22 protein-coding genes and 1 other annotated feature are annotated in these 21,379 nt (G+C 34.9%); of the genes, 10 read left to right on the top strand and 12 right to left on the bottom strand.

Annotated elements, in window-relative coordinates:
* Positions 1-21 precede the first annotated feature (21 nt).
* Positions 22-1,671, top strand: a complete 1,650-nt coding sequence (locus ACUXVC_RS25395; protein ID WP_033685825.1) for a M4 family metallopeptidase — start codon at positions 22-24, stop codon at positions 1,669-1,671.
* Between the two features lie 49 nt (positions 1,672-1,720).
* Here the strand turns inward: ACUXVC_RS25395 and ACUXVC_RS25390 are convergent, their stop codons facing one another.
* The 4 genes from ACUXVC_RS25390 to ACUXVC_RS25375 all read right to left on the bottom strand — a co-directional run bounded on the left by ACUXVC_RS25390 (position 1,721) and on the right by ACUXVC_RS25375 (position 6,991).
* On the bottom strand, positions 1,721-2,038 hold the full coding sequence (locus ACUXVC_RS25390) for a metal-sulfur cluster assembly factor (RefSeq protein ID WP_000076418.1): 318 nt from the start codon (positions 2,036-2,038) through the stop codon (positions 1,721-1,723).
* 120 nt (positions 2,039-2,158) lie between these two features.
* Positions 2,159-3,850, bottom strand: coding sequence for a methyl-accepting chemotaxis protein (locus tag ACUXVC_RS25385; protein WP_446025874.1), 1,692 nt, complete (start codon positions 3,848-3,850; stop codon positions 2,159-2,161).
* Between the two features lie 213 nt (positions 3,851-4,063).
* Positions 4,064-5,758, bottom strand: coding sequence for a methyl-accepting chemotaxis protein (locus tag ACUXVC_RS25380; RefSeq protein WP_000878444.1), 1,695 nt, complete (start codon positions 5,756-5,758; stop codon positions 4,064-4,066).
* A gap of 414 nt (positions 5,759-6,172) precedes the next feature.
* The gene (locus tag ACUXVC_RS25375; protein ID WP_144465565.1) at positions 6,173-6,991 is read right to left on the bottom strand and encodes a class I SAM-dependent methyltransferase; all 819 of its coding nucleotides are present in this window, start codon (positions 6,989-6,991) and stop codon (positions 6,173-6,175) included.
* A gap of 113 nt (positions 6,992-7,104) precedes the next feature.
* Positions 7,105-7,375 (top strand) — a binding site (T-box leader).
* Positions 7,376-7,425: 50 nt separating this feature from the next.
* Here ACUXVC_RS25375 and metG point away from each other — a divergent pair.
* On the top strand, positions 7,426-9,060 hold the full coding sequence (metG, locus tag ACUXVC_RS25370) for a methionine--tRNA ligase (RefSeq protein WP_446025873.1): 1,635 nt from the start codon (positions 7,426-7,428) through the stop codon (positions 9,058-9,060).
* A gap of 41 nt (positions 9,061-9,101) precedes the next feature.
* Here metG and ACUXVC_RS25365 read toward each other — a convergent pair whose 3' ends face one another.
* The 6 genes from ACUXVC_RS25365 to ACUXVC_RS25340 all read right to left on the bottom strand — a co-directional run bounded on the left by ACUXVC_RS25365 (position 9,102) and on the right by ACUXVC_RS25340 (position 13,853).
* On the bottom strand, positions 9,102-9,356 hold the full coding sequence (locus ACUXVC_RS25365) for a hypothetical protein (RefSeq protein ID WP_000154123.1): 255 nt from the start codon (positions 9,354-9,356) through the stop codon (positions 9,102-9,104).
* Between the two features lie 67 nt (positions 9,357-9,423).
* A complete protein-coding gene (locus tag ACUXVC_RS25360) occupies positions 9,424-10,326 on the bottom strand; it encodes an EamA family transporter (RefSeq protein WP_446025872.1) in 903 nt (300 codons plus the stop codon).
* 141 nt (positions 10,327-10,467) lie between these two features.
* Entirely contained in the window at positions 10,468-11,910 is a 1,443-nt protein-coding gene (locus tag ACUXVC_RS25355) for a sensor histidine kinase (protein ID WP_088020134.1), read from the bottom strand.
* Entirely contained in the window at positions 11,888-12,553 is a 666-nt protein-coding gene (locus ACUXVC_RS25350; RefSeq protein ID WP_000148834.1) for a response regulator transcription factor, read from the bottom strand. Before ACUXVC_RS25350 ends, ACUXVC_RS25355 begins: the two co-directional genes overlap by 23 nt.
* Positions 12,554-12,917: 364 nt before the next feature.
* Entirely contained in the window at positions 12,918-13,379 is a 462-nt protein-coding gene (locus ACUXVC_RS25345; protein ID WP_000735058.1) for a L,D-transpeptidase, read from the bottom strand.
* A gap of 30 nt (positions 13,380-13,409) precedes the next feature.
* The gene (locus ACUXVC_RS25340) at positions 13,410-13,853 is read right to left on the bottom strand and encodes a DUF3978 family protein (RefSeq protein WP_000388762.1); all 444 of its coding nucleotides are present in this window, start codon (positions 13,851-13,853) and stop codon (positions 13,410-13,412) included.
* 401 nt (positions 13,854-14,254) lie between these two features.
* Here ACUXVC_RS25340 and ACUXVC_RS25335 point away from each other — a divergent pair, with 401 nt between their 5' ends.
* The 5 genes from ACUXVC_RS25335 (at position 14,255) to ACUXVC_RS25315 (ending at position 17,351) form a co-directional block, all read left to right on the top strand.
* Complete coding sequence (locus ACUXVC_RS25335; protein ID WP_000454754.1) at positions 14,255-14,869, top strand: DedA family protein; 615 nt, start codon at positions 14,255-14,257, stop codon at positions 14,867-14,869.
* 225 nt (positions 14,870-15,094) lie between these two features.
* Positions 15,095-15,316 (top strand): helix-turn-helix transcriptional regulator, encoded by a 222-nt coding sequence (locus ACUXVC_RS25330; protein ID WP_000776168.1) that lies wholly within the window; start codon positions 15,095-15,097, stop codon positions 15,314-15,316.
* Complete coding sequence (locus ACUXVC_RS25325; RefSeq protein WP_144465563.1) at positions 15,306-16,019, top strand: DUF3169 family protein; 714 nt, start codon at positions 15,306-15,308, stop codon at positions 16,017-16,019. The genes ACUXVC_RS25330 and ACUXVC_RS25325 overlap by 11 nt, the downstream gene beginning before the upstream one ends.
* 42 nt (positions 16,020-16,061) lie before the next feature.
* Positions 16,062-17,114, top strand: a complete 1,053-nt coding sequence (locus tag ACUXVC_RS25320) for a hypothetical protein (protein ID WP_141241129.1) — start codon at positions 16,062-16,064, stop codon at positions 17,112-17,114.
* Between the two features lie 96 nt (positions 17,115-17,210).
* Positions 17,211-17,351: a DUF3985 family protein gene (locus ACUXVC_RS25315; RefSeq protein ID WP_000404758.1), complete on the top strand. Its 141-nt coding sequence runs from the start codon at positions 17,211-17,213 to the stop codon at positions 17,349-17,351.
* A gap of 247 nt (positions 17,352-17,598) precedes the next feature.
* Here the strand turns inward: ACUXVC_RS25315 and ACUXVC_RS25310 are convergent, their stop codons facing one another.
* Complete coding sequence (locus ACUXVC_RS25310; RefSeq protein WP_001077773.1) at positions 17,599-17,985, bottom strand: DUF3938 domain-containing protein; 387 nt, start codon at positions 17,983-17,985, stop codon at positions 17,599-17,601.
* A 460-nt stretch (positions 17,986-18,445) separates the two neighbouring features.
* Here ACUXVC_RS25310 and ACUXVC_RS25305 point away from each other — a divergent pair, with 460 nt between their 5' ends.
* Positions 18,446-18,967: a GNAT family N-acetyltransferase gene (locus ACUXVC_RS25305; protein ID WP_098126723.1), complete on the top strand. Its 522-nt coding sequence runs from the start codon at positions 18,446-18,448 to the stop codon at positions 18,965-18,967.
* Positions 18,968-19,077: 110 nt separating this feature from the next.
* On the opposite strand, the gene ACUXVC_RS25300 is transcribed toward ACUXVC_RS25305, so the two are convergent.
* Positions 19,078-19,971, bottom strand: a complete 894-nt coding sequence (locus tag ACUXVC_RS25300; RefSeq protein WP_000530043.1) for a YitT family protein — start codon at positions 19,969-19,971, stop codon at positions 19,078-19,080.
* A 277-nt stretch (positions 19,972-20,248) separates the two neighbouring features.
* Here ACUXVC_RS25300 and ACUXVC_RS25295 point away from each other — a divergent pair, with 277 nt between their 5' ends.
* Complete coding sequence (locus ACUXVC_RS25295; protein WP_000394930.1) at positions 20,249-20,533, top strand: hypothetical protein; 285 nt, start codon at positions 20,249-20,251, stop codon at positions 20,531-20,533.
* A 28-nt stretch (positions 20,534-20,561) separates the two neighbouring features.
* Positions 20,562-21,344, top strand: coding sequence for a membrane protein insertase YidC (yidC, locus tag ACUXVC_RS25290; protein WP_446025871.1), 783 nt, complete (start codon positions 20,562-20,564; stop codon positions 21,342-21,344).
* The last annotated feature ends 35 nt before the right edge of the window (positions 21,345-21,379 follow it).

The raw sequence follows: 21,379 nt of genomic DNA, 5'->3' as shown, positions 1-21,379 counted from the left end.
ATGGGAATGGGGAATGTTATAGTGAAAAAGCAAGTCATTTCATCAGCATTAGCGTTAACTGTTATCGCCGGGGGATTTGGAGCGTTTGGGGCAACGACAACGAAAGCGGAAGAACAAAAAATTCAATATCATCAAGAATTTAAAACACCTGCATACATAGGTGAAGAATGGAAAGCACCGGAAGGGCTAGATAAAAAAGAGACGGTCTTTCAATACTTAGAGAGTAAGAAAGATATGTTTAAATTAGCAGGAAATATTGAAAAGCATTTTAATATCGTTGGGGAAGAAAAAGACGCTGAATCTGATACGACACATGTAAAGCTAGTTGAGAAACATAATAACATTCCTGTGTACGGTTCTGATCAAACTGTTACACTTGATAAAGAGAATAATGTAAAAGCATTCTTCGGACAAGTTATTCCGAATTTAGATGATAAAAATATTCCTGCAGCTGCAAGCATTACTGCGGAACAAGCAGAAACAATTGCTAAGGCAGATATTGAGAAAGAAATTGGTAAAGTAAAGAGTTATGACGGTGTGAAAAAAGATTTATTTGTATATGAAAAGGACGGTAATTACTACCTTGCATACTTAGTTAAGGCATCGATTTCAAAACCAGCTCCAGGATATTGGCATTATTTTGTTGATGCAACGAATGGAAATGTTATTGAGAAATATAACGCTGTAGATAACATTACTGGATTTGGTTACGGAGTATTAGGTGCTAGACAATCATTTGAAATTGCTCAAGATACGAAAACAGGACAATTCAACTTGTTTGATGGTAAACGAGGACAAGGTGTTCATACATTTGATGCAGAAAATATGGACGAGAACTGGTTTAATTTATTCTCACAATGGCTTGGATATACAGGAGAAGAAGTTGAAAGTAAATCTAAGTTCTTCGAAGATAAAGCTGCAGTTGATGCGCATGTAAATGCAGGAAAAGTATATGATTACTACAAAAAGACATTTAATCGTAACTCTTTCGATGATAAAGGTGCGAAGCTTATTTCTACTGTTCACGTAGGTACAGCTTGGAATAACGCAGCTTGGAATGGTGTGCAAATGATGTATGGTGATGGCGATGGAAAAACATTCATTCCATTATCTGCTGGACTTGATGTTATCGGTCACGAATTAACGCATGCTGTAACTGAGCATACAGCAAACCTTGTTTACAAAAATGAGTCAGGGGCGTTAAATGAATCGTTATCTGATATTATGGGTGTTATGGTTGAGAAGAAGAGCTGGGATTTAGGTGCTGACATTTATACACCTGATAAACCAGGCGATGCACTTCGTTCACTAAAAGATCCAGCATCTATTCCAAACCCATTAAAACCAAGTGAAGGTTACCCAGATCACTATAGTAAACGTTATACTGGAACAGCTGATAATGGCGGCGTTCATATTAACAGTAGTATTAATAATAAAGCTGCTTATTTAGTATCTGAAGGCGGAGATCACTACGGCGTGAAAGTAACTGGAGTGGGCCGTGAAGCGACAGAAAAAATTTACTACCGTGCGCTTACGAAATATTTAACTGCAAACTCTGACTTCAAAATGATGCGTCAAGCTGCACTTCAGTCAGCTGAAGATTTATATGGTAAAAACTCTAAAGCTGTACAAGCTGTAACGAAAGCTTATGATGCAGTAGGCGTAAAATAATAAGAGAAAAAAACCTGACTAGAGTGTCAGGTTTTTTTTCTTTATCCCGCTAGTCGCGAATGCCTAATGCGATTTTCGCCATACGTGACATACGTTCTTTCGACCACGGTGGATTCCAAACGACATTTACTTCTATTTCATTAACTTCAGGTACGTTCGTTGATAATACTTTTTTAACGTCTGATACGATTTGCCCAGCCATTGGACAACCGATAGAAGTCATAGTCATCGTAATGACAGCATTATTATTTTCATCTGCTGTAACATCATACACTAATCCAAGATTAACGATATCAACACCTAGTTCAGGGTCAATAACAGCTTCTAAATTGGCAAATAATTTATTTTCAAATGCTTCTTGTGACATAAGCAGCCCCTCCTACAATTTAATGATATCGATTCTCATTATAACGGAAATGAGTATAATGTGCAGGAAATGAGCTCAAAAAAATATCCCTCTTTGAAAGGGGGATATTTTTTTGAAAATCTATTCTGTTTTAAAATGAGATACGAGTTGATCTAACTCTTCAACTGTTTGTTTCATTTTTCCAGCAGTTACTGCCATTTCATTCATAACGATAACTTTTTTTTCAGCAGATTGTGCCGTTGCGGCAGTTTCGCTGGATACTTCAGTCGAGATAGAAGCGATGTTATTAAGTGAAGCGTTCATTTCTTCGGCACTTGCAGCCATCTCTTCAGCAGTTGCTGATATATCTTGCATTTGAGTAGATACTTTATTTACTTGTTCTACAATTGTTGAGAAAGAAGTACCAGCTTCACGAATAACATTAATGCCTTCAAATGCTTCAGAACGGCCTTGAGACATCATTGAGCTAGCAGTTTCTGTATCATTTTGAATTTGATGTAGTAATTGATTAATGTCTGTTGCAGCTGTTTTAGATTGTTCAGCAAGTTTTCGAACTTCGTCAGCTACGACAGCAAATCCTTTTCCTTGCTCGCCAGCACGAGCTGCCTCAATAGAAGCATTTAAAGCAAGTAAGTTTGTTTGCTCAGCAATATTAGAAATAGATTGTACAGCAGTATCAATATATTTCGTATGAGTGATTAGACGTTCAACCACTTCTGACGTAGCATTTACAGCTTCGTGTATCGTTGTCATTTGTGAAACAGATTTTTGGATAACGGTACTTCCATCGCTAGCATGTTCAGATGTGGCAACAGCAAGTTCCGCTACAGATGAAGCAGATTCAGCAATGCGCTGAACACTTACTGCCATATCATCCATTGCAGTTGAACTTTCTTCCATACTAGAAGTTTGTGATTGAATACTTGCATTTAAGTTGGACATCGAGCTTTGGACTCTTAATGTCGCCTCACGTGATGTATTCGTTTTTTCTAGCATATTTTCAGAAGCGGTTTGTACTTCCACTGATGTTTTTTGAACACGATTAATAATATGTTGTAGGTTTTCTAACATTTTATTAAATGATGCTGCGATGGCACCGATTTCATCGTTGCTATTTACTTGTAGACGTGCTGTTAAGTCACCTTCTTGAGAGGCTAATTCTTTTAGTTTCGTGTCAATTTGTTGAATTGGTTTCACAAGTTTACCAGAGAACCACCATGCAAGAATAATTGCAACGACAATACAAATAACAAGTGATAGAAATACTGCATATTCAATTCCTAGTGAAGATTGATCAATTTTTTCAATAGATTGTTCACGTAATTTAGCTTGTTCATTACTGTAATTTGTGAAATCACCAATTACTTTATAGACAGTGCCATTTTCTGAAGAAGCTACTTGTAAAGCTTCTTCCCATTTTTGTTCTTTTGCAAGAGTAACTACTTTTTCTTCAACGAACTTTCTCCAAGTAGACCCTAATTCCATTGTGCTTTTCACGGACGAAGAAACATTTGGATTAGAAAGAAGTTTATCTTTTGAATCCTCAAGACGTTTACTCATCTCATTAAACTTGTCTAATTCGACTTGATCATGTTGTAGTAAATAACCCCTTAAAGCAGAGAGCTGTACTTGATAAGCGTCTCCACGCTCTTTCAATTCTGTTGCCAGTGGAGAAATTTCTTTTTGTAATGTTTCAGCTTTACGAGATTGGTCGATAGCAAAAAATAAAATAAATGCTAAGGCGATACCAAATAAAGCGCAAATCGTTCCCATCATGAACATAAGTTTTTTTCTGATACTTACAAAATTCATATGATAAAAAGCCTCCTTTGTGAAATCTTAGTATTAGAATTAATAAATGTAAAAAATTGAAAGAAAGCTTTACTCCAGTTGGAATAAAGCTTTCTTATTTCCTTTAGGAATTATAGCAGACGGAATGAGAGATAGAAAGAGATATTTTAAAGTGAAAAAAGAGAGACTGTAAAACTTGCTTTCCTATACCTTTGAGTTCGTGTCATTTTCACTTTAAGCGTTTGTTTTGAAATGAGAAACGAGAACTTCAAGTTCTTGTACGATTGTTTTCATTTCAGATGATTTGTTAGCCACGATACTCATTTTGTTTACTTGATCACCAGCCGAATGTGCTGTTTGTGATGTTTCTGCAGCAACTTCGTTTGAAATGGAAGCGATATTATTTAAAGCTGCATTCATTTCTTCAGAGCTTGCAGCCATCTCTTCAGCAGTTGCAGACATTTCTTGCATTTGCGTAGAGACTTTGTTAATGTGGTTAACAATTTCTGAGAATGAAGATCCGGCGGTACGAATAACAGTAATTCCTTCAGAAGCTTCTGCTTGACCTTGTGTCATCATGTCATTTGCTATTTTTGTATCAGCTTGAATTTGATGAAGTAAATGGTTAATGTCAGTTGCGGCTAGTTGAGATTGTTCAGCAAGTTTTCGAACTTCATCGGCAACAACAGCGAATCCTTTGCCGTGTTCACCAGCACGAGCTGCTTCAATAGAAGCGTTTAAAGCGAGTAAATTTGTTTGGTCGGCGATATTCGAAATAGATTGAAGTGCAGTATCTATATGATTTGTATGTGTAATGAGTCGCTCAACTACTTGTGATGTAGCGTTAACAGCTTCGTTAATTGTATGCATTTGTGTAATAGATTTCTCAATGACTTTATTCCCATCATCTGCTTTTTCTGACGTTGTGACAGCTAAACTAGTAACAGAAGAGGCGGACTCAGCGATACGCTGAACACTCGTTGCCATGTCATCCATTGCGGTTGAACTTTCTTCAATGCTAGAAACTTGTGAACGAATATTGTGTTCAAGAGCATTCATAGTTTCTTGGGTCCTTGCCGTATTTTCCATAGAAGCGGTTGTTTCGATAAATACATTTTCGGAAGCTTCTTTTACACTTGTTGATGTTTGTTGAACTTGTTTTATTATATGCTGTAAGTTAGTGAGCATTTGATTAAAGGAATTTGCAATGTCACCAATTTCATCTTTACTCGTTACGTGTAATCTAGCCGTTAAATCTCCATCTTGAGAAGCTAATTCTTTTAACTTCTCATCAATTTTTCGAATTGGTTTAACGAGTTTACCAGAGAACCACCATGCTAATAAAATAGACGTTAATGTACATGTAATGAGTGAGAAGAAAATAATATATTGAATAAGTGATGAAGAAGACTCGACATCAGCAATTAATGCGTCACGTTTCTCATTTTCTTCATTTGTATATTTATTAAAACGACCTAAAAGATCATTTACATAATCTGTTTGTGATAAAGCAATTTTGGATGCTTCGTCCCATTTTCCTTCACGCGCAAGAGGGAGTACCTCATTATCTATGACGCTACGCCATTTTCCTCCCATTAAAATGGCTTCTTTCATTCCTTCTGGGAGCTTTTTGTCACTTGTTACTTTCTCTCTAGTATCAGCTAATTTTTTCCCTTCTCGGTTGAACTTATCTAATCCTTTTTGATCATGTGATAGCAAATATTCTTGTAAACCAGCAACTTGTGCTTGGAACCAATCGCCACGTTCTTTTAAAATCGTCGCTCTTTTCGATACATCATTTTTTAACGTTTCGATTTCACTTGCTTGATTCATGGCGAATGAAAGAATAACAATAAGAGCAATGCTAAATAAAGAAGAAATGCTTAAGAGTGTGAACAGTAGTTTTTTTCGAATACTAACATATTTCATCGTTACCCCTACCCTCATTTAAACTGTTTATTATGATTTATAGATATTTAAAACGAAATTAATAAAAACATTATTATGAAGTTATTAATCTGTTCAATAAAAATTATAGCAGATAATGGAAGGAGTCAAATTGGTATTAGAAAAAGTTCTTAAAATGTATACATTTGCATATCATAAAATTCATAAATAAATATTAGAAATGCTATTGAAATTTGAAATGACATCATGTATACTTCTAATTAGTTGATAACGATTATCAGTATCAACTAAAAACATTACTCTTCGTTATGTTGGTCATACCCCTTTTTGACGACGTAAGTCAGAGACGAAATGTTGAAATATCTTGTGTCCTATTCTACAGAATTATGGTAATCTCCAACCTCAACTTATATGCGTGAGCATGCAAAAAGGATCCTATCCGTGAAGGGATCCTTTTTTGCATGCTGTCGCAATTATTGTATATAGACCAGGGATACGTTCTTCGATTCCTTCTGGTGCAGTAGAAGGGAAGACCCATCTTTGATGAGATCCATATTCTTCAACTAGTTTTTCAATTTTAAAACGTTCTTCCGCAAGTGTTGTAATGATTTCTCCTAGCGTCCAGCGACGGATGGTTGTTTTAGGTAGCGATTTTTTCTGTGCTTCTGTAAGAAGGATGCTATAAGCAACATCATCTTCAATTAATTCTTCATCGAAATAATTTCCACTTGCTCGAAATGATGGATGGTCTACTCCTAATAGCTTTGTGTATATTGGATGGTAATCGCGAAGGATAAGTATCCCCCCTGGCTTTAGTAGTTGAGAAATTTTTTTGAAAAGTGGTTTTAAATCTAGAAAGTAATGAAGTACACCAAGCTCCAGTAATACGATATCAAATGATTTGGAGAGATTTACATCTAGTACATCAGAAACGATGTAATGAATAGAGACGTCTGCGGCGGCAGCAAGTTCATTTGCATATTTTGCATTACTTGCTGAAATATCAACAACTGTTACGTCAGAGCCTAAAAGGGCAAGTGCGACAGCTTTATTTCCTTTTGAGCCGAGTAAGTTAATAATACGTTTTCCTTTTGGAGATTGTATGTAAGGTAAATAATGTGCTACTTCGCGTGTGGGATCTTCCATAATTTTTTTTGCATAATCCTCTGGCGCCCCATGGCGATTCGTCCAAGCTTCATAAGCAGCTGTATTCCAGCTTTTTTCATTTATAGTGCTTAGTTGTTTTTGGTTCAATGTTATCACTCCTTTTGTGAACGTATAGGTATTCGGCGGGAGGATGGGATTTCCTGTTTTTTTGATTTAAAGTTTGATTTTTCTGTTAGTTAGTCGTAAAATACGTGTTATACGTAAAAGCGTTGAAAAGGAAAAGTAGAATGGAAATATTCTTTCCAGAGAGCTTCGGTAGCTGAGAAGAAGCAAGAATATTCATTTGAACAATGGCCTTTGAGCTTCGTCCTGAACTTATCAAATGATAATAGTAGGCGGCGACGAGAGTTGGTACTCGTTATCAAAACCACAGTATAAGAGCATATAGCTCCGTACTTGTTAAGGCTAATTATGTGAGTAATTGGCGAAATAAGGTGGTACCGCGACTGTTTATACAGCCCCGCCCTTATCTTTTTTAAGATAGGGGCGGGGCTTTTTATATTTTAAAGGAGGAATATAAGATGAGTATTTTTATTGGAGGTGCTTGGCCGTATGCAAATGGTTCGTTACACCTTGGCCATATTGCGAGTTTATTACCTGGAGATATTTTAGCGCGTTATTACAGGGCAAAAGGTGAGAATGTGCTGTATGTTTCAGGGAGTGACTGCAATGGAACACCGATTGCAATTAGAGCAAAACAAGAAGGTGTGACAGCAAAAGAAATTGCTAATAAGTATCATGAAGAATTTCAGCGATGTTTTCGTGATCTCGGTTTTACGTATGATTGCTATACACGTACCGATAGCGAGCATCATCATGAAACTGTTCAAAAAGTTTTTTTACGTTTATTAGAAGAAGGCTATATTTATAAAAAAACAGTGGAACAAGCGTATTGTGAAACGTGTACGCAGTTTTTACCGGATCGTTATGTAGAAGGAATATGTCCATATTGCCATGAAGCAGCAAGAGGAGATCAATGCGATGCTTGTTCTGCTATTTTAGATCCTCTCGATTTGTTAGAAAAGAAATGTAAGTTATGTGGTAGTACGCCATCTGTAGAGGAAACAGAGCATTTCTATTTTGCATTGCATACATTTCAGCAGCAAATTAAAAGAGCTGTAGAAATTGCCAAACAAACAGGGACATGGCGCGACAATGCGATTCAACTAACAGAGAGATATGTAAAGGAAGGGTTACAAGATAGGGCTGTATCAAGAGATTTACCAATCGGGGTATCAATTCCAGTGAAAGGGTATGAAGATAAAAAAATTTACGTATGGATTGAAGCAGTGGCAGGATATTATTCAGCGAGTAAACATTGGGCTGAAGAAACAGGAAAAGATGATCAAGAGTTTTGGAATAGCGATGCGCAAACATATTATGTACACGGCAAGGATAATATTCCATTTCACTCCGTCATTTGGCCAGCGGTATTACTTGGAATAGGGGAAGAAGCAATCCCGCGTCATATCGTTTCGAATGAATATTTAACAGTTGAAAAAAGAAAATTATCTACAAGTAAAAACTGGGCAGTATGGGTACCTGACATATTAGAACGCTATGATCCAGATTCTATCCGTTACTTCTTAACAGTAAATGCACCAGAAAATCGTGACACTGATTTTTCATGGCGTGAATTTATTTACAGTCATAATAGTGAATTGTTAGGAGCATATGGAAACTTCGTGAACCGCACATTAAAGTTTATTGAAAAATATTATGATGGCACTGTACCAAAGGGGACCATTGATATAGAGCTGAAAGATAAAGTAGAAGGATTATATAAAAATGTAGGAGAGGCGATTGAGCAAACTAAATTTAAGGTGGCGTTAGAGACAATATTTGATGCAGTACGTTTTGCAAATAAATATTTTGATGAAAAGCAGCCTTGGAAACAAAGAGAAGATGATCCAGTTTCATGTGAAGAAACGATTTATAACTGTGTGTATCTTATCGCTAATTTTGCAAATCTCCTTGAACCGTTTTTACCATTTTCAAGTGAAAGAGTTAGAAGCACATTGTCGATTATTAAACGAAATTGGGAACCGCAAAATACGTTGCCAAGTAGAATTGATAGCGTGCAGCCACTATTTGAGCGAATCGATGTAAAACAAATTGAGCATGAGGTAGGGAAGCTATATGGAGCGGTAAAGTGAAATATAGAAAAAGACCTTTCAAGTAAATGAAAGGTCTTTTGTTATGCAGTATGATTCTCTTTCTTATCTTTCAAAAAGAAAAGTACGGCAAGGATTACAAGAATAATAGCTGCAATATCATACGTTATTTTAAATGTAGTATTAAAGTTTAAGTACTCTACGAAAGGAGTTTTCACTGCTCCTGCATATATACAAACGGGAATGAGAAGTAAATCGTAAAATTTCTTTTCTTTCATATATCTTATTAGGAAGAAGATACACATAATAGCAAAAAATATGATGCTTAAAATAGTCATTTATACCTCCAGATAAATTTACTTATTTTAATTGCAGTTATATCTTTTATATAAATTCTGTATTTTTTCAAGCGCTATGCATGCGATTGTGTTTCTTTTCTTTCCTAGCCGTAAGCAGCTGAGGAGTGAAAATCCCAACCAATATAAAAATAATTCCAATCCACTGCATGAACGTTACGACTTCATGTACAAGTGTAATAGAAGCGATAATAGCAGTTGGTAATTCAGCTGCACCTAATATTGTACCAAGTCCTGTTCCAACCTTTGGTACACCGATTGAAAAACAAATGACAGGTACGACAACACCGAACAAGCCGAGGAAGAAAGCATATTTCCATAGGCCAGCTTGCAAAGCACCGTCTGTTAAAAAGGTTGGCGGAAAGAATAGGCATACGATAAGAGTCGCACTTGTTGTCATGAGAAAGCTTTTCGTATAAGGCGGAACATCTGTAGCAACGCGTCCGCTTGCAAAAACATAGAATGAAAAAGAGACTGCAGCTAATAGTCCAAAGATAATCCCTTTCGTAGAAAAACTTTGTCCGAGGCCTTCAAATACACCACCTGCAAACAATGTACCAGCAAATAAAATAAGGATAGATATGATCTTATCGCGGCTTGGAAATGTTCGATTTGCAATTGCTTCGATAATGACACCAATCCAAGTGAACTGAAAGAGTAGGACGACAGCGATAGATGCGGGTAGTTCTTCTACAGAAATAGCGTAGAAAATTCCAGTCATACTCATTGTTGTTCCGACGGTTAGTAATGAAAAGAATTGTTTTTTTGTTACTTTATGACGTGAAAAGAAAAGAACGAGTAGAAATAGTCCAATCCATCCGAAGACATATTGTCCCCCTAATAGTTGATGTGCTGAAAATCCATTTATGAATCCGAGTTTGAAAATAGTTGAAAGTATGCCGTAGCTGCAAGCACCGAATAAAACGAGCAATGAATATTTAAACTTATCCATGAAAAATCCTCCTTTTAAGTAATAAAAAACGCCCGCTATCCAAATAAGGATAACGGGCGAACGAAACAGAGTAAGACACTCTACAAAATTCCGCCACTCACACATGAAGTATGAGTTTGGGGTATGTAATTATAGTGAATGTTACATTGCTTTTGGGAATACAATGGAGCATTTTACACCTTGAGCTGTGTTTTGTATCCCGTAAGGAAACTGATGTTTATCTAATATTTGTTTCACGATATATAATCCAAGACCACTACCTTGTACTAAACCGTGTTTATCAGGGTTTGCGCGATAGAAAGGCTCAAATAAATGAGCAAGTTTATCTTCATCAATTTGTGAACCTGTATTCAATACTTCTAATGCGTAACCGTTTGGTTTTTCATAAAGCTTTATATATACGTGCTGATGGTCAATTGTATAATGAATTGCATTTGAAATAATGTTAAAAATAGCAGTTTGAATAAATTTAGGATCAGCTAAAATTTGTACGTCGTGTTTAATATTAGATTGTACATTTAATTGTTTTACAGATACAAAGTAATCTACTTTCTTCATAACATCCTCAATAATATTAGATAAAGAAATGACTTCTAAATTCGGTTTAAATTGAGGGTTTTGTATTTTGGATAATTCCGACATTTTTTCCGTTAATATGTTAATGTCTTGCATCATCTCGTAGGAACGTTTCAAATACTTATCTCTATCTTTATAAGCTCCAATTCCGTGAATCATGCCATCTAGTTGTCCCATGACGGCTGCGATTGGTGTTTTTAATTCATGGGATACCATAGACATAAATTCTTTACGAGATTGTTCTAATTGTTGTTCTTTCTTGAGCTCATTTCTTAAATCTTGATTGCTTTCATGTAAATTCTTCACAATATTTGGTACTTGTGAAGCAGCTACTGACAAATTAAAATCTGTTTGATCTGTATTTTTGTTAAGTAGCTTTTTATCTGAGAAATCAAGATTCATAATATCTTTTAAAGCATCGCTCATATATTGAAAAGGTTTAGCAATTAGTTTTGCGTACATTAAAGATCCGAGTAGAGATAATGCAAGCATTGTCGCGCCAACCTGTGGAGCTAACTGCTGCAACGCATCTGCTAACTTTGGATTATCATTTGTATCATTTGTTTTACTTGCTGCATTTTGTGTATGTAAGGCATCATTATTAGCGGCTTTCTTTTCTGCTTCTGTAAGCTGATTAGAAGTGCTATTTTTCCCCGAAAGGTTTTGTGTATGTTCTTTTGCTTTTGCAGTTTGGCTAGGCTGCAAAAGGTGATTGATAGCTGCAGAAAGAGATTTATAATCTACAATAGAAGATTGGAAATTAGAAATGTTCCCTTCTGACACAGCTTTATTTTGATTCGTTTTACTTTGATCGTTTTGCTTATCTGAATCCGCCTGTTCTGTAGTCGGCGTTCCATTTTCTTTCGCAAAACGTTCTTTATCGTAGTTTGAAGCTAGAAAGTAAATAATTTGATAAAGACAAAGTGATAAAAGAATACAAAATAATAAGGTTTTGATGAAAATATTTTTGGTGATGTTGTCTTTACTACGATTCGATTTTGTAGCCAATACCTTTCACCGTTTTAATATAAGTAATTCCTAATTTTTTTCTTAAGTTTTTAATATGTGTATCTATAACTCTTACATCACCATAATGTTCATAGCCCCATACCTTATTCAACAAATCACTTCTTGATAATACTTTTCCTCGATTTTGCAGTAAAGTATAAATAATTTCAAATTCTTTTGTTGTCAATTCAATTTGATTACCATGAACATAAGCTGCATATGCTGTAGAGTTTAACATCAATTCATGGAATTGTAGTATAGTAGCAGCTTCTGCTTCCTTCGTTGCTGCCCTTCTTAATACAGCCTCTACACGCTTAATAAATACAGTGTAATGGAACGGTTTCGTAATATAGTCATCAATACCTAACTCAAATCCTTTAATTTCACTTTCTTCATTATGTAAGCCTGTTAACATAATGATTGGTACATCAGATTGTCCTCGCATAATTTTACAAATACTATAGCCATCTATATCTGGTAACATTACATCGAGGAGGACAAGATCATATGAATTTTTTTGGAAAAGAAGAATACCTTCTGTTCCAGCACCAACTACATCAACGGTAAAGTTTTGTGCCATTAGAAATTCACGAATAAGTTCTTGTATATCTGGGTTGTCTTCAATCACCAGTATATGCGTCATAGTAACACCTCCTAAATAACGCTTTTTACTGCAATATTCGAATTCATCATTTTTCGAGTGACTCAGATTGTTTATACATATAATAAGCCCCCGCTATAAAATAATCATGAAGGTAGCAAGGGGAATAGTTTAGTGTTACTGAATAGTTCAGAATTACAGTAGTTCTATTATAGTATGTATTATAAAATTTATAAAACATTATAACTGTATAATTTTAATATCTACGTTTATCAATGTTTAGATATTAGCTAATCAAATCTATTCCTATTATATATGTAAATACAGTTGTTTTGCTACTGTAAATGAATAAATAAAATAAGCCAAGACATAAAATTCTTGGCTACACATAAATCTTGTTTTTAGGCTATTTGACAGTGACAGTAGCTTGCTGCTGAACGCGCTCAAATAACCAGTGTATATCATTATTATACATACGAATACAACCAAGTGTTGTCCATTTGCCGATTGCTTGATTATTGTTAGTTCCGTGAATCGCATAAGTTGTTCCGTAAGTTCCTGCCATATTTAATCCAAGCCAACGGTCACCAAGTGGATTACGTGGATCCCCGCCTTTAATTTTGCCTGTATAATAAGGGCGGTTTTTAATTTTATTTACGATTTGAAAAGTGCCTTTAGGTGTAGGCGTTGCAGCTTTTCCAGTAGCGACAGTAAAACTTTTTATAAATTTTCCATCCTGATAATAATCCATTTTATTTAACTGAGTGTCTACAATTAATTGATCTTTCGTTGTAGCGGCCTCTGCGCTAGCGAATGGAAGAGTTAAAAATCCTAATGATAATAGTGCGCTTAATAATAATTTTTTCATTGTTATTCTCCTTTTACTATCGTAATAGTCTTACATACAATGAAGTTGTAATCCTCGTAATGCTTTATTTACATTTTCATCTAATGTTTCAAAGAATGTAGTGATTTTGCTGTTGTGTTTGTTGTTTTTATCAATAAGTAATCTTTCGTTTAATAAAAGCTCACCACGTAGTCCAAAACTTTGAACTTGAATATTTAGCTCATCTTCATTTTCAGAAATAATTGGTAAGAAATAGTGAAAAGCTTTCGTTGGAATGATGTAGCTTTTGCCAATCATGCTTTCTTGGTTTGAGTTAGTCCATTTTTTCGTGACAATTTTAATATTCTTTTTTGAAACGATAAAAGATAGTGTTGTAGATTTTGTTAAACTTACGTCAAATTCACTTGTTTCACATATGTGTAAATTAAAAACGGTTTCATTTTGATGAGATTCAACATTTGTATTAATAAAATCGTGCATTTTATATGCTTCCATTTCGTATTCACCCTTTTTTCAATTTCGAAAAACGACTTATATTTATTCAAATTAATGCTTAGTCATATATTAGTTAAATTTTTCAACAAATTCCGATATAATCTTACAATACGTATATGAAGCTAATATGAAGTTAGCATGAGTTTGTGGTGGTTTTTTATTGAGAACAAAATAAGAAAGGTTTTCCAGTGTTAAAAAATGGATAAAATTTGCATATTATTAATGCGTCTTTTTGTTATTTCGACTTAAAAAATGCTTTTAGCTACTTAATAAAGAACGGAAATCATTAGTGTGACCCTTACAAAAATGTAATAAAAATGTAAGCTATTGTGATAGTTATTTCGACAATTTTTTTATACAATAATAGTAAGAAGTTGTACGTGATTGAAAGGAGAGATGACATGGAATGGATTCATGAATTATTTCAGCAATACGGGTACTATGTTGTACTTGTAGGTTTGCTGTTAGAATATATTGCACTTCCGTTTCCGGGAGAGCCAACGTTAGCATATGCGGGATTTTTAGCACATAAGGGTGATTTAAGTTTACCGATTTTAATTATTCTATCCTTTATTGGGACAAGTGTAGGAATGACGATTCAATACTTTTTAGGAAATAAATTAGGTATGCCTTTCATTCAAAAGTATGGGAAATACGTATTTTTAACACAAAGAAAAATTGACTTAACGAGAATGTGGTTTGATAAGTATGGGTACTTCCTGATTTTTATTGGTTTCTTTATTCCTGGTGTACGTCATTTCACAGGATACTTTGCAGGAATTATTAATTTACCATTCCGTCGTTTTGCCATTACAATTTATTCAGGCGCTCTATTTTGGGTATCATTCTTCTTAATCGGTGGTTACTGGTTAGGTGGAAACTTACATGATATCTTTGGAGTGCTAGAAGGTCATATCGGTAAAATCATTTTTGGAGTTATTGTGATTGTAGCAGTTACGTTAGGTATTCGTTTCCGTAAGCAGTTAAAACGAGTATTACTACAAAACGCAAGTTAATATGAAATCCATTCTATGTCAGAATTTAGGAAGTCAGTGCAAAAGCACTGACTTTTTTATTTTTAAGACTATGTTTAATGCACATTTTACATTCTTTATAGGAATTTGATACAGGATAAGAAATAAGTATCTTGTCAATTATTATAGTCGTAATGACAATTATAATTGACAAAGATAAGGATATTATTTACAATTTTAATTAAATAAATGAAAAAGAGGGAAGACATGAAGCTTCAAAATCGAGTGAGGGAATTGCGAGCAAAGCATCGTTTATCACAAGGGGATTTAGGGAAAGCGATTGGATCATCACGGCAAACGATTAGTTTAATTGAGCGCGGGGATTATGCACCATCTATCGTATTGTCGTTAAAAATCGCACAAATTTTCAATGTACCGGTGGAGGAAATATTTACGTTAGTAGAGGGGGAAGAGGACGATGAAGAGTAAGAGTAAGCGAAAAAAACAATTTGATTCTGTGGGGAAAATAGCAGTAAGTATGATGGGTGGCTTTTTAACGTCTTATATAGCTTTAAATTTACTCTCGGATGAACCGAGAAAATTATCATCCAATACATTTGTAGGTATATGTACTATTTTTGGAATTTTAATGATGTACTATACTTGGAAGAATACACGTATGTTAGCAGAGGCACGCGATGAAGAAGAGAGCGTACAAGGCAGAAAATTAGGCATTATAAGTATATATTTACGTGTAGGTGATATAGTTACGCAGGCATGGTTTGTATATGCAGTTATTACATGTAGACGTGCACTGTTGCAGGATACAAATGTTTCATTTGCGGTGTGGAATTTAGTAGCTTCGATTGTTTGTTTAACTACTGTAGTAACTATCGGACTCATAACAAAAAATCGTTATAATAAGCTATATCCTGAACAAGGTGTAACGTATATGGAATCTATGAAAATGTGGACGAAAAACGCAGATGAAGGATTAAAGCACATTGTGCATGAGGCTGGATATAAAGCGTATGAATTTACGAATACAATATTGGCATATGTATGGTGGGCTGCCGTTATATATACAGCTGCTAGTGATATCGATTTTGTATTAATTGGCTTAATCTCATTTATTTGGATATTGCATCTCGGGAAGTTCATGTACGAAATGCAGAGAAAAATGATTTATTAAGGGGAGAAAAAGGTGGATATTTTAAGAAGGCCAGCTGGCTCAATGACAGTGGCGCTAATTCTGTCCATTTTATACGGAGTAATCCGAACTGGGAAATTAGAAGTAATTTTGAACCTATGGGCAATAGTTGGAATTTCATTGTTAGTGTTAGCCATTCATGAGCTAGGACATGTAGTATTTGGTGTAATAGGTGGTTTAACATTTAAATTTATGACAGTAGGACCCATTACTATTCAAAAAGAAAAGGGAAAATTACGTATTCGAGAAAATAAATTATGGTCGTACTTTGGAGGCGTTGCAACACTAGTACCACCTTCTATAGAGACACCGAATCTTTCGAAAAAATGGGCGTGGCTCACTTTAGGTGGACCGATTACGAGTTTACTATTTGGTATTACTTCCGGTTACATATACATGGTGAGTTATTATCAATATCTTTTATATTTTTCCTTTTTCCATTTTGCAATCTTTGTGGTTACAATTGTGCCGATAAAAGGAATGCTTATGAGTGATGGGATGCAATTTCTTATTTTAATTAAAGATGATGAAAGAGCTAGAAATCACTTATATGAGATTCAAATATCGAGTGAGTTATTTAGTTATAAAAGACCGAAAGATTGGGATGAAAGATTAGTAGAATTGAGTGAGGAGAAAATAAAAGAGAATAAAGGGATAAGAGAGATAATGAGTAGACTTATGCTCGTCTTTTTTGCTCGTGCAGATCAAGAGGGGATGGAAAGAGCGATACCGTATATAGAACGAATTGTTCAACTACCTGTAACGAAAGAAAATAAGTTTTTCGTTAGTAGTTTTCATAGTTGGTACCTTTTATATAAAGCTCTTTATCAGATGGATAGTCTTTCGTTGCAAGAAGCAAAGGAACATGCAAAGGCTATTACAAAAATGGACCTAAGTGGATATTACCGTACACAAGGAATTATTAAATATGTAGAGGGCAATATGGAAGCGTCCCGTACTTATATGAAGAAAGCTGATCAAGAATTAAAGAGCGCCGAGAAGAGTGAAATGGGATATTTACAATTAGAAAGAGAATGGTTTAAGCAGCTGAAAGAGAGGGTATCTTACGATGGGTGAGGTATCCTCTTTTTTATATGTCGTCTTAGGCTGTTCCATAAACAGCCTAGGGCGAGTAAAATGAGATAAGAAGAGCAAAGCTTGGAGGAAGTAAATATGGAAATCTTATCAATTATTTTGATAGTCTTGCTCATTTATGTTGTTTTTAAAGTGGCATATGTAGCATTAAAGATACTCGCGATCCTATTAATTATCTTTTTAATCGTAGAGTTCGGCAGTAAGTTGCTTGGGGGATAGGGTATGTTGTGCGTTTTGAGTGTCGAAGAATGTCGGTAAATCGATATCTTGTGTCGAAGCGTCGATATAATGAAAAAATCGTTGATATAAGTGGAGAAACGATCGATATATTTGAAAAATCGTTGATATATTTTAGTGAATACGAAGTGGGGTATATGGAAAAGAAGTTGCCGTGAGGGTAACTTCTTTTTATCGTGATGCGGGGTATGCAAACCAACATAAAAAAGCTGGAAGAGTATCTTCCAGCTTAAGAGTTACTTTCAATTTGGCGACCGCTATCTTCTTCATTGTCTTGTAATAGGTTGAATACGTCTGCTAAGCAGAATGCAATGAACCAAGTCCATAGACCGTGGAAGAAAGCTGAGCTTAATTGAAGTGGTAATGTATAGTTTGTCATTGAGTAGGAAATACATCCACCAACGATTCCGATCATTGTTAATAACATTGTTTTTTGAGCATTTTCTTCTGGATTGAAGAGGAAGTAAATGTATCCGCCTAAAATTGAAGCGCTTACAAGTGTTTCGATTCCATTAAAAATGATATTCTCTCCAAGCTGTGTGTTTGTCCAGAAGCAGATTGTTCCGCCGATAATAGCAAACAGGACAGCTATTGTATATCGTATATATTGATTCATATGTTCATCTCCTTATGTAATAAGATGATTTGGAAGTCAAAAAGGTAGGTATAGTATATTGAAGTGAGTTTTAATTGTACGTATCTTTTTATAAAAAGATCATTGAAGAGTAACTAAGATGATCGGTTGTTTAAACCGTTACGTGTATGGTGTCTGAAATATACCCGACTGCTCGTTTCTTTTTGCTTGTAAAATAAGAGAAACTTCCAAGTCTATATACTCTTTTTTTGTGAGTCTGCTTTCATTATAACACATTTAGAGACATAATGATAGAATTATCTGATTTTGTAATAAGTGTAAAAAATAAAAAGCGCAAGGAAATACCATTAACGGTGCAGTTTAGTGGAAGAAGGATTTTAATTTATTATGATGAAATATGTAATCAAGGTGAGATCTAAGAAGGAGGCTTAAATACTATAAAAAATGTTTTATAGTATGAATGTAAGGGAGGAGAGCTAACTTGGAGTTCACAACAGAAAGATTAATAATTAGACCTTTTAAGAGTACTGATTTACAGGATGTATTTGTTATTTATAATAGTGATGATACATGTAAGTTCCTATTACATAATAAGTGGACTCATGAAGACATGCAGGAAAGATTTAATAAGAAGTTAGCAAATAATGTACTTACTAAAGAATCAATATTAAGTTTGGCAGTTATATACAAAACTAAAGTAGTTGGTGATTTATCCGTATGGTACACAAATATGAAAGACACTGTTGAGATTGGTTATAGTTTTTCAAATGAAGTAGCTGGGAGAGGTTTGGCGACAGAAGCAGTAAGTAGTTTGGTATTGAAATTATTTAATGAATTTAATGTACATCGTATACAGGCTAATCTTGATGCACGTAATACAGCTTCACAAAAATTGTGTGAACGAATAGGCATGAGAAAGGAAGCCCATTTCATACAAGATTTTTGGAATAAAGATGAATGGACAGATAGTATTGTATATGGGATGCTATCCTCCGATTTGTAGTAATAAACTTAGTGATTTTATTATGCTAAAAGGTACGTGAGTTGAATAACAAAGGGCATAACATATTATATATGACTAATATGTTATGCCCTTTAATTTATTAACCTTTTTTATATGCGTTTGAAACGGCCGACAATTTCAACTGTTTCAGTAATGTTCATAAATGCTTTGTTATCCACTTGACGGATAATACGTTTCATTTCGCCTAACTCATAGCGAGTCACGACAGTGTAAATCATTTTTTTCTTATGGTTTGTATAGCCGCCGACAGCGTCTACCATTGTCACCCCGCGTATGCCGTGATGTAGTAGTGCGCTTTTTATTTCCTCACCTTTTTCTGTAACTGTCATTATCGTTAATTTAATATGTTTCGTATGCACAGCATCGATAACTTTGCTGACTACAAACCGGCTAATTAACGTATAAAGTGTAATATCCCATCCGAAAATAAAACCTGCTGCAACAAGTAAGACTAAGTTGAATACAAAGATGATTGCTCCAATTGAAATATCTCGATGTTTCGCTACAATCAATCCAACAACATCAAAGCCACCTGTTGAAGAAGCAAATCGGAATATGATTCCGGAAGCTGCTCCGCAGATTACACCACCGAATACAGAAGATAGTAAAATATCGTCTGAAACCTGGTGTACAGGGATAATGTTCATCGCTAACGATGATACAGCTACAAAGTAAGCTGTTAAAAAGGTTGTCTTCTTGCCTAAGTAAAAGTGACTTAAAATAAGAAGAGGAATGTTTAGTAAAAAGATAAGTGCACCGATATTGTAGTGCATTAAATAACCGATAATCATCCCTACACCAGCGAATCCACCGCTAATCATGTTATGCGGGATAAAAAACATATTCATAGAAATTGCATACAAAATAGAAGCTATAAAAATAACAACCAACTGTATCATAAATTCTAAGTGAAATGTTTTAGCTGCTGGGAAGGATAAAAAGGCGGTGTCGGGAACGTAATCGGCGTCTCCTAGTTGACCCATAGTATGTTTCATCTCCATATTCATTTTTGATTACAAGAAGAGAATAAAGGTTTTTTCAAAAACTGGCAATAGTTTTATTATAATGCAAAAATTTTATAAATTTCTAATAAATCAAGCCTATTCATTGATGTGTGTGAATATACTAAAGAAAGCGAATACAACGTTTCTTAATTATTATTTTCTTGAGAAAATATGCAAAATACTTTTTTTGAAAATAAAAGGAAATAGAGAATGTTTGTTGAATGTGCTAAAATGACCTTATTAAGGATGTGAAGCGATGGAATTTTTATTGCAGGATGCAATTCTATATATATCGTTTGTAACGACGGCACTTTGTTTATTAGAAGTTTTCTTCCTTGCTAATGTTTCTCGCTTTGTGCGTCAACAAGCATCAAGCGGTAGACAAAGAGCTTTTGCGTTAGTTGATACATGTGAAGATAGTGCGGGAAATGTACCGCTATTTTCTATTTTTTATAAATATGGAATGATTCGTTCTGTACGCAGACAAGAATCAAGTGAAGAGAATGACGAGGTCGGTCCGTATACACCAATGTTTCGCTAAATAATTACGAAACATTGGAGGAATGAACATGTTAAAATCATACCGAGCTGTGCTCGTTAGTTTATCATTATTATTTGTTTTTGTTTTATCTGGTTGCAGTAATGCGGCCCCAATTGATGCACATAGTACTGGGACTTGGGATCATTATTTTGTATATCCAATCTCGTTTATGATTCAATTTGTTGCTCATCATATACCTGGAGCTAGCTTTGGGATTGCTATCATTATTATGACGCTCGTTATTCGTTCAGCAATGATTCCATTAGCTGTTTCGCAATATCGCAGCCAAGCGAAAATGAAGAAAATGCAACCTGAATTGCAGAAGCTAAAGAAAAAGTACGGTGATGTAAGCAAAGATCTTGAGAAACAAAAGCAGTATCAAAAAGAAATGTCAGAACTAATGAAATCAGGCGGTTGGAATCCACTTGCTGGTTGCTGGCCATTATTAATACAAATGCCGATTTTCTCTGCTTTGTATTATGCGATTAGCAGAACGGAAGAGATTCGCACATCTTCGTTTTTATGGGTGAACCTAGGACATGCAGATCCATATCATATATTACCGATTATTGCAGCGTTAACGACATTTATTCAGATGAAAGTTTTCCAATCGAATATGACACCTGGAGAACAAGTACAGATGCTAAAGATGCAGCAAATTATGATGCCGGCAATGATTCTATTTATGGGGTTTGCGGCGCCATCAGGACTTGTGTTGTACTGGATAACAGGTAACTTATTTACAATGACACAAACAATTGTATTAAGAAAAATAATGGAACGTGAAGAGTTACAATTACAAAAAGCATAGAGAAACACCGCTCATTACGAGCGGTGTTTTTTTGT

The sequence above is a fragment of the Bacillus sp. N6 genome, from assembly GCF_052805735.1.
This window is presented reverse-complemented; position numbering and strand designations above follow the sequence as displayed.